The following is an 8,569-nucleotide window of genomic DNA, read 5'->3' on the forward strand; positions in this document are numbered from 1 at the left end:
CGGCGGCCGCGCGGAGCGCGGCCGCCGGCGACGGCCTACCCATACCGGATGCGCGGATCGAGCAGCGCGTAGCCGACGTCCGCGGCCAGGTTCGACAGCACGATCAGCGCCGCGGTGATCATCACGATGCTCATCAGAAGCGCGTAGTCGAAGCGCAGCGCGGAATCGTAGAACAACCGGCCCATCCCCGGCCAGCTGAAGATCGTCTCGGTGAACAGCGCGCCGCCGAACAGCACCGGGAGGTCGAGCGCGATGACCGTCACCACCGGCAGGGCGGCGTTCTTCATCGCGTGCGACCAGATCACGCGGCGGCCGCCCACGCCCTTCGAGCGCGCCGTCCGGATGTAGTCCGCGTGCAGCACCTCGATCATGCCGGCGCGCACGTAGCGGACGATGGCCGCGCAGTTGGCCAGCGTCAGCATCGCGACGGGCAGGATGAGATGCCGGATCCGGTCGGCCGCCGAAAACGGCTCGCCGATCGTGTACATGCCGCCGGCCGGCAGCAGCGGGAGCCCCGTCAACGGGTTCCGCAGCGTAACGTGAAAGACGATGATCAGGATCAGGCCGAACCAGAAAATCGGAATGGACTGGCCCATGAAGGCCACCGTGGTCGTCGCGTGATCGAACACCGAATACTGCCGCACCGCCGACAGCGTGCCGGCCGGGACCGCGATCGCCAGGGTCACCACGTATTGAATGCCGATCAGGTCCAGCGTGTTGGGAAACCGTTCGCCGATCTCGACCAGCACGGGCCGTTTGGTGACGAGCGAGTACCCCCAGTCGGCGTGGAGCACGGCGCCCAGCCAGTGAAGGTAGCGCACGTAGATCGGCTGGTTGAGTCCGAGCTCCGTCTCGATCCGCGCGATGTCCTCGGACGAGAGGCGCGGGTTGTTCTCATACGCGGCGGTCGGGCCGCCCGGCACGATGTTGATCAAGAAGAACACCGCCGCGCTCACCAGGAGCAGCAGCGGGATCGCCTGAAGCAGGCGCCGGGCCAGATACCGGATCATCGGGCGGGATGGCCCCTACCGGGCCACCGACCAGGTCTGCGCGTTCCAGCCGAGGCGCTCCCAGACGTTCGTGATCCAGCCCTGGAGCCGGTCGCGGTACGCGCTGATCGTGCTCCGGCTGTACAGATAGATGTGGGGCCGGTCCGCGACGATGTGGTGCATCGCGTCGCAGTAGACACCGCGCCGCACCCCGAGATCCGCCGAGGACGCCGCCTTCTTCACGTCCGCGTCGACCTCGGGACTGGCGTAGCGCGCGTAGTTGAAGCCGTCGCCGCCGTTCTGGGCCGTCGGCATCTTCCACGACGCGAAATAGCCCTCGACCTGCGACTGCGGGTCCACGTCGGGGTTCGTCGTATACATCACGACGTCGAAGTGGCCGTGCTTGCGGAACGCGCCGCTCGCCCACGACCCGAACAGCACCGGCGACGGAACGTTTTCGATGTAGAATTCGAGGCCGATTGCCCGCATGTATTGAATGATCAGCTGCTCGGCCTCTTCGCGGAGCTTGTTCCCGGTCGTGGTCTGCAGCTTCAGGCGCAGCCGCGTGCCGTCCTTGGCGTACTGCGCGCTCTTCGCGACGCGGATGCCGTCCGGACCGGCGGCCCAGCCGGCCTCCTGGAGCAGCGCCCGCGCCCGGGACGGATTGTACGTGCTGATCGGCGTGGCGCACTCCGCCCACCCGATGTGCAGCTCGTTCGTCCCGACGGTCGCGAGGCCGTAGAGCAGCTTGCTCGTGATCTCCCGTTTGTTGATGCCGAGCTCGATGGCCTCGCGCACCCGCGGGTCGCCCAGGATCGGATGCGGATGCTGCCTGACGGCGTCGGCGGCCGGCCCGTCGAGCGACGGGTCGGCGAAATTGAGCACCAACCGCTCGGCGTCGGGGCCCGGCGCCGAGCTGATCTTCACGCCCGCAGCACCCTTGAGCTCCGGCACGTCCGACTCGATCAGATCCCAGACCACGTCCACGTCGCCGGTCTTGATCAGCTGCTTGCCCACTTCACGGCTCGGCACGATCCGGATGATCACCCGGTCGAGGTACGGCTGGTCCTTGACCCGGTAGTGCGGGTTGCGGACGAGCGTGATGTGATCGCCGGAGGCCCACTCGGTGACCATGAATGGTCCGGTGCCGACGGGCTTGCGGTTGTACGCCCACTTCGTCATGTTGACGGGATCGCCGGTCGCGTGCCGGGGGAGTATGTCAAAGAAGCGCGAGAGAAACGGCGCGTAGAGCTGCTTGTACCGCACGACCACGGTCTGCGCGTTTGGACAGTCCACACCTTGAATCTGGTCGTAGCCGCTCGTGTAGATGGCGCCGCTCTTCGGCGTCACGAGCGCCTGCCACGTAAACTTCACGTCGTCGCAGGTCATCGGCTGCCCGTCGGACCACAGAAGGCCGGGCTTCAGATGGTAGGTGATCGTCTTGCCGTCCGGCGACACGCCGCCGTTCTTCTGGTCCGGGACTTCGGTCGCCAGTTGGGGGATGTACCGGCCGTCGGGCCCGACCCTGAGCAGGCCCTCGACCGTCAGGATCGTGACCTCGGCCGACGCCGTCTGCGACGCGATCAGCGGATTGAGCAGTTCGGGCTCTTGGTAGAGCGCGATCGTGATCGACCCGCCCCGCCGTGCCGGCTGCGACACCGCCGGCTGCCCGGCCAGACCGACGATCGCGACGACGGCCAGCCACGCCCCGGCCCGGGCACCCCTCCGCTGCACCACGATCTCACCCCCCGGAGATGCGGCCGCCCGAACGCACCGGACGTGCCCGACGTTCGCGAAGCGCGAAGCCGCGGAGGCTCGCGTTCGGTGCCGCGAACCGGTTTCCTTCACGCGGCCGCGGTCAGAGGATGAGCAGCACCTTCCCCGCCGTCCCGCGGCTCGCCAGCGCGCGCTGGGCGTCGGCCGCCTGGGCCAAGGGAAACGTCCGGTCGATCCGAACCTTGAGCCGGCCGGCGGCGACCCACCCGAGCACGTCGCCGGCGCGCTTGAGCAGGTCCTCCCGCGTCGCGACGTAGTCGCGCATCGTCGGCCGCGTGACGAACAGCGACCCTTTCTGCTGGAGGACCCGGGTGTCGACGGGCGGGTTGGGCCCGCTCGAATTTCCGAACGTGACGAGATAGCCGCGCGGGGCGAGGCAGTTCATGCTCTTCTCGAACGTCGTCGTGCCGACCGAATCGTAGACCACCGGGACCCCGCGGCCGCCGGTGAGGCGTTTCGTCTCGGCTTCGAAGTCCTGCTGCGTATACAGGATGATCTCGTCGGCCCCGGCCTGGCGGGCGAGCGCCGCCTTGGCCTCCGTCGAGACGGTCCCGATGACCCGGGCGCCCCGCATCTTGGCGATCTGGGTGAGCAGCAACCCCACCCCGCCCGCGGCGGCGTGGAGGAGGATCACGTCGCCCGGGCCCAGCGGATACGTCGTGTGCGTGAGATAATGCGCGGTCATCCCCTGCAGCATCACGGCGGCCGCCGTCTTGGCATCCACGCCGGGCGGAAGCTTCACGATGCGCGCCGCCGGGACCACCGCATGCGTGGCGTACGCGCCGCTGACGTTCGAGTAGGCGACGCGATCGCCCGGACGCAGTTCGGCGACGTCGCGTCCCACCGCCTCGACCAGCCCCGCGCCCTCGCTGCCGCAGGTGAACGGGAGCGCCGTCTTGTAGACGCCCTCGCGCTCGTAGATATCGACGAAGTTGACGCCCGCGGCCTCGAGCTTCACGAGGACCTCCGCCGGCCCGGGCTCCGGCGTCGGCAGTTCCTCGAACCGGAGGACCTCGGGTCCCCCGGCCTCATGCACGCGCACGGCCTTCATGACGCCGCCCCTCGCCGCGACCGCCGCAACCTACGACAGGTGGAAGACGACCATCTTGAGCTCGGTCATCTCCTGCACCGCGTACTTCGGCCCTTCCTTGCCGAAACCGCTCTCCTTGAGGCCGCCGTAGGGCATGAGGTCGACGCGCCACTGCGGACCCCAGTTGATGTGGATGTTGCCGGACTCGACCTCGCGCGCGAACCGCATCGCCCAGTTGACGTTCTGGGTGAAGACGCCGGCCGACAGCCCGTAGTTCGTGTCGTTGGCCAGCGCGATCGCGTCGTCGATCGTGTCCGCGGGCGTGACCCCGACCGCCGGCCCGAACAGTTCGCTGCGGGAGATGCGCATGTCCGGTTTGACGTCGGCGACGACCGTCGGGGCGTAGATGGCGCCCCGGCGCTCCCCGCCGGTCACGAGCCGGGCGCCGCCGGCGACGGCCTCCTGGATCCACGACTCCACCCGCCGCGCGTCCGACTCGCGGACCATCGGGCCCATCTTCACGCTCTCCTCGAGCGGGTTGCCCGTGGTGATCGCCGCGACTTTGGCTTTGAGCGCGTCGAGGAAGTCGCCGTAGATCGGCTTGAGCGGAATGATCCGCTGCGCGCTGATGCAGACCTGACCGGCGTTGGCAAATCCCGTCGAGGCCACCGCCGCGGCGACCTTGTCGAGATCGGCGTCCGGCATGATGATCGTCGGGGAATTGCTGCCGAGCTCCATCGTGACCTTCTTCAGCCCGGCGACTTTGCAGATCTGTTCGCCGACGTCGCGGCTCCCGGTGAAGGTGATCTTGCGCACCCGCGGATCGGCGCACAGCGCCTCGCCGACCTCGCGCCCGGTGCCGGTCAGGCACTGGATCGCGTCCGCCGGCACGCCGGCCTGCAGGAGGACCTCCGTCAGCTTGAGCGCCGACAGGGGCGTGTCGGTCGCCGGCTTGAGGATGACGGCGTTGCCGCCCGCGAGCGCCGGCCCGACCTTGTGGGTGACCAGATGCAGGGGAAAGTTGAACGGGCTGATCCCGACCACGACGCCGCACGGGACGCGCAGCGTGAAACCCATCTGCGTCGTCACCCCCGGGGCGCCGTCGAGCGGGACCACCTCGCTGCCGAGCCGCTTCGCCTCTTCCCCCGACAGGACCAGAATCTCCGCGGCCCGCGCCACTTCCACGCGCGATTCCGCGAGAATCTTCCCTTCTTCGAGCGTGATGGTGCGGGCGAAGTCCTCGGTGCGGGCGATCAGGAGTTCGGCGGCCTTCTTGAGGATCTGCGAGCGCTGGTAGCCGGTCAGGGCCCGCATCGACTTGGCGCCCCGTAATGCGGTCGCGAGCGCGCGCTCGACGTCATCGGCGTCCCCTTTGGGGACCGTGTCCACCGTCGAACCGTCGAACGGGTTCGTCACCGGGATCGTCTGCCGCTTGTCGATCCACTCCGTGCCGACGTACATCTTCATGGGTGTCCTCCTTCAGATCGCGTCAGTCAGCAGTGCCTCGGCCGCTACGGGAGGTCTTCCCGGCCGTGATCCACGTGCTGCCGGTAGAAGCGGACCACGGTCGCCCGGTCGAACGTGTCCATCATGAGGCGCCAGTCCCACGACAGGACCGCGTACGGATGGGACATGGTGGGATACGATGCGATCACGAGCTTGACGTTGCCGTACTTGCTTTTCGGAAAGTCCTTCATCATCCGGTCGAACTCCGCAAGGCGCGCCGGTGAGGCGGGCGGCCGGTACAGGACGACGACGTAGCCGTGCTCGAGGCTATGAACCCAGAACCCCGTCGGCAGGCCGTTGGGATAGACGCCGGCCGGCGCCGGGTACGGATAGTGCGTGCCCGAGGCGGGCAGGTCGGCCTTGTAGTGGATCTGCGTGCCGACGGCTACGTGCTCGAACCCCTCGTCCGGCAGCTGCTGTCCCAACACCGGCCCCGCGGGACCCGCCAGTGTCGTGCGGCCGAACGCCGCCCACCAGGTGAGGCCGGCGACGGCGAGCACCACGACCGCACCGGCACTCCACCAGGCCCATGGACGCCCCGGGCGGGGGGCCTGGGCACCAGGGCGCCGCGCCGCGGTCGCCGCCGCGCGGCGCTCGGTGCGGGACGTACGAGGGGGGGCCTGCGGCAGTGTCGTCACTCCCTTCGCGCGAACCGTGCTACACCAATCTTACTATGACGCGCGCCCGGAATATACCGCCCTGACCGCGCCCAGCGGCCCCGGCCCTCGGGATGGAATAGGCGCGCTCGCCGGAGGCGTTCCTCGTCTTGTGTGCGGCCGGCGCGATACGAGCCGTCCGAACGGGGTAAATACCGCTCACTACTTGCCCCGCCCATTTCATAAGGAGGAACTCAAATGCGTCGCCTCTCGAGCCTCGTGCTCGCGCTGATTGGGGTTGCCGCGTTGGCCACGGCCGGCGCGGCGCAGGCACCCGCCCTCGTTCCGGGTAAGGCGGTGGGAGACTTTCAGCTCGGCCAGGTCATCGACCCGATGGTATCCAGCCTCGGACCGCTCCATTCATCGGACGACCTGCCTGCCGGCACCATGATGGGCTACTACTGGCCGCTCAAGCGGATCGGCGCCATCGCGGCAAAGGACTCCAAGAAAATCGTGGCGCTCGTCGTGTCCCTCGACGACACCTACAGGACCGACCATGGGGTGGGCGTCGGCTCGGACGTGGACGCCCTGCACGGCGCGTACGGGAAGGAAGACGCGATCGCGCAGCACCAGGACGGTTCGACCTTCATCTACGACAAGCTGGGCATCGCGTTCGTCGTCGACACGGGCGGCCCGCTCGACCAGCACGTGTCGTTGATCTACGTCTTTTCGCCGGGGCAGTACCACTCCGTCTTCACGGCGGGCGACTAATCCCGGGGACGCACGAACCGGCCGGCGGGAGCCGCGCTGAGCTCCCCGCGCCGCATGACGACGTGGCCGCGGACGATCGTGTAGACCGGTAACCCGGTCACCGGCATCCCCGCAAAGGGCGTCGGCCGGCTCTTGCTGTGGAGCCGGGCGGCGTCGATGCGGTCTTCCGCCCGCAGGTCGACGATCGTTAGATCGGCGTCGGCGCCGCGGCCGAGGCGGCCTTTACGCGGCCAGAGGTTCCAGGCGCGGGCGGGACCTTCGGCCGCGAGCTTCACGTACTGGTTCAGCGTCAACCGCCCCGCGTTCACCTGCGTCAGCATCAGCGGCACCGACGTCTCCACGCCGGGGCACCCGGCCGCCGCCTTCCAGATGTCGCCCATCGGAGCGCCGGCCATCTTCTCTTCCGCGGTGTGCGGGGCGTGGTCGGTGCCGAGCACCTCGATCGTCCCGTCGAGCAGCCCCCGCCACAGCTCGGCCTGGTGCTCGCCCGAGCGAACGGGCGGGTTGACTTTGAGGATCGTCCCGAGCCGCCGCCGGACCATGTCCTCGGCTTCGAGCAGCAGGTATTGGGGACAGGTCTCGGCGATCACGTCGACCCCATCCGCCCGGCCGCGCCGGATCAGCTCGACGCTCGGCGCGGCGCTGGTGTGAAAGATCATGAGCCGGCTGCGCGTTTCGCGGGCGAAGAGGATCGAGCGGGACACCGCCTCGGCCTCGGCCACGGCCGGCCGCGACTCCACGTGCGCGAGCGGGTCCGTGCGGCCCTGCGCCTGCAGTTGCGCCCGGCGGTAGAGCACGATCGCGTTGTCCTCGGCGTGCACCCCGCACCGCAGCCCGAGGTCCGCGAGGATGCGCCAGGCGTCGAGGATCTCGCCGTCCGAGGGGGCCGGGATGTCGCCGGTCGTCTCCCCCAGGAAGATCTTGTAGCCGCAGACGCCGGCGTCGGCCAGCGGCCCGAGCTGCTCGAGATTGCCCTCGACGATCACCGCGTACAGCGCGTAGTCGACGTAGGCGCGCCCCCGGATGGACGCGAGCTTGGTCGCGAGCGCCTCGACGCTCCACGTCGGCGGCACCACGTTCGGCATGTCGATGACGGTCGTGATGCCGCCGGCCGCCGCCGCCCGCGACCCGGTCTCGAAATCCTCCTTGTATTCCAGCCCCGGGGTGCGGAAGTGCACGTGTGGATCGATGAGGCCGGGCAGCACGTGGAGCCCCCGGGCGTCGATCGTGTCGCGGGCCGCGGGGACGTCGCCGCCGGAAAGCACGTCGAGGATCCGGCCGTCCGCGATCAGCACGTGCCCAGGCCGGCTCTCCTCCGGGGTGACGATCGTGCCGTGTTGGATGACGAGGTCGACCGGCATCGGTCAGAACAGGCCGCCGTTGACGTCCAGGATCGCACCGTGGACGTGGCGGGCGCGGGGCGACGCGGCGAACGCGATAACCTCCGCGATGTCCTCCGGTAGGGCCAGGCGGCGCAGCGGGGTGCGCTCGACGATGGCCTGACGCCCGGCGGCGTCCGTAAACCGGTCGAGGAGATCCGTCTCCGTGGGCCCGGGACAGACGCAGTTGACCCGCACCCCGCGCCCGGCGAGCTCCGCAGCGAGGTGGCGGGTCAGCCCCACCAGGCCGTACTTGGAGCACGTGTACTGCGCGCCGTTGATGAGACTCGAGCGCCGTCCGGCGATGGACGACACGAAGACGAGCGCCCCCTCGCCCCGGGCCAGCATCGCCGGCAGCAGCGCCTGCGCGCAGAACAGGGCGCCCTTGAGGTTCACGTCGAGCACGCGGTCCCACCGCTCCTCGGTGATCTCGAGCACCGGATCCGGAAACCCAATCCCGGCGTTCGACACGAGCACGTCGACCGTCCCGAACTCCCGGACCGCCGCGGCCGCCATCGCGCC

At 69.3% G+C, this 8,569-nt stretch carries 8 protein-coding genes; 1 reads left to right on the plus strand and 7 read right to left on the minus strand.

Going from position 1 to position 8,569, the window contains the following annotated elements:
- Window positions 1-35: 35 nt before the first annotated feature.
- From VGZ23_05475 to VGZ23_05495, 5 genes are all read right to left on the minus strand, one after another.
- Window positions 36-1,010: an ABC transporter permease gene (locus tag VGZ23_05475; GenBank protein ID HEV2357045.1), complete on the minus strand. Its 975-nt coding sequence runs from the start codon at window positions 1,008-1,010 to the stop codon at window positions 36-38.
- A 15-nt stretch (window positions 1,011-1,025) separates the two neighbouring features.
- The gene (locus VGZ23_05480; GenBank protein ID HEV2357046.1) at window positions 1,026-2,726 is read right to left on the minus strand and encodes a peptide ABC transporter substrate-binding protein; all 1,701 of its coding nucleotides are present in this window, start codon (window positions 2,724-2,726) and stop codon (window positions 1,026-1,028) included.
- A 121-nt stretch (window positions 2,727-2,847) separates the two neighbouring features.
- Window positions 2,848-3,816 (minus strand): quinone oxidoreductase, encoded by a 969-nt coding sequence (locus VGZ23_05485; GenBank protein ID HEV2357047.1) that lies wholly within the window; start codon window positions 3,814-3,816, stop codon window positions 2,848-2,850.
- 30 nt (window positions 3,817-3,846) lie between these two features.
- Window positions 3,847-5,262, minus strand: coding sequence for an aldehyde dehydrogenase family protein (locus VGZ23_05490; GenBank protein HEV2357048.1), 1,416 nt, complete (start codon window positions 5,260-5,262; stop codon window positions 3,847-3,849).
- 44 nt (window positions 5,263-5,306) lie between these two features.
- Window positions 5,307-5,939, minus strand: a complete 633-nt coding sequence (locus tag VGZ23_05495; GenBank protein ID HEV2357049.1) for a DUF3105 domain-containing protein — start codon at window positions 5,937-5,939, stop codon at window positions 5,307-5,309.
- A gap of 216 nt (window positions 5,940-6,155) precedes the next feature.
- On the opposite strand from VGZ23_05495, the gene VGZ23_05500 reads away from it, so the two are divergent.
- Window positions 6,156-6,668, plus strand: a complete 513-nt coding sequence (locus VGZ23_05500) for a hypothetical protein (protein ID HEV2357050.1) — start codon at window positions 6,156-6,158, stop codon at window positions 6,666-6,668.
- Here the strand turns inward: VGZ23_05500 and allB are convergent.
- Both allB and VGZ23_05510 read right to left on the minus strand, forming a co-directional pair.
- On the minus strand, window positions 6,665-8,029 hold the full coding sequence (gene allB, locus VGZ23_05505) for an allantoinase AllB (GenBank protein HEV2357051.1): 1,365 nt from the start codon (window positions 8,027-8,029) through the stop codon (window positions 6,665-6,667). The genes VGZ23_05500 and allB overlap by 4 nt on opposite strands.
- A gap of 3 nt (window positions 8,030-8,032) precedes the next feature.
- A partial coding sequence (locus tag VGZ23_05510; protein ID HEV2357052.1) for an SDR family oxidoreductase occupies window positions 8,033-8,569 on the minus strand: 537 nt, incomplete at its 5' end.

It is taken from the genome of bacterium (genome assembly GCA_035945995.1).
In the GTDB taxonomy this organism is placed as follows: domain Bacteria; phylum Sysuimicrobiota; class Sysuimicrobiia; order Sysuimicrobiales; family Segetimicrobiaceae; genus DASSJF01.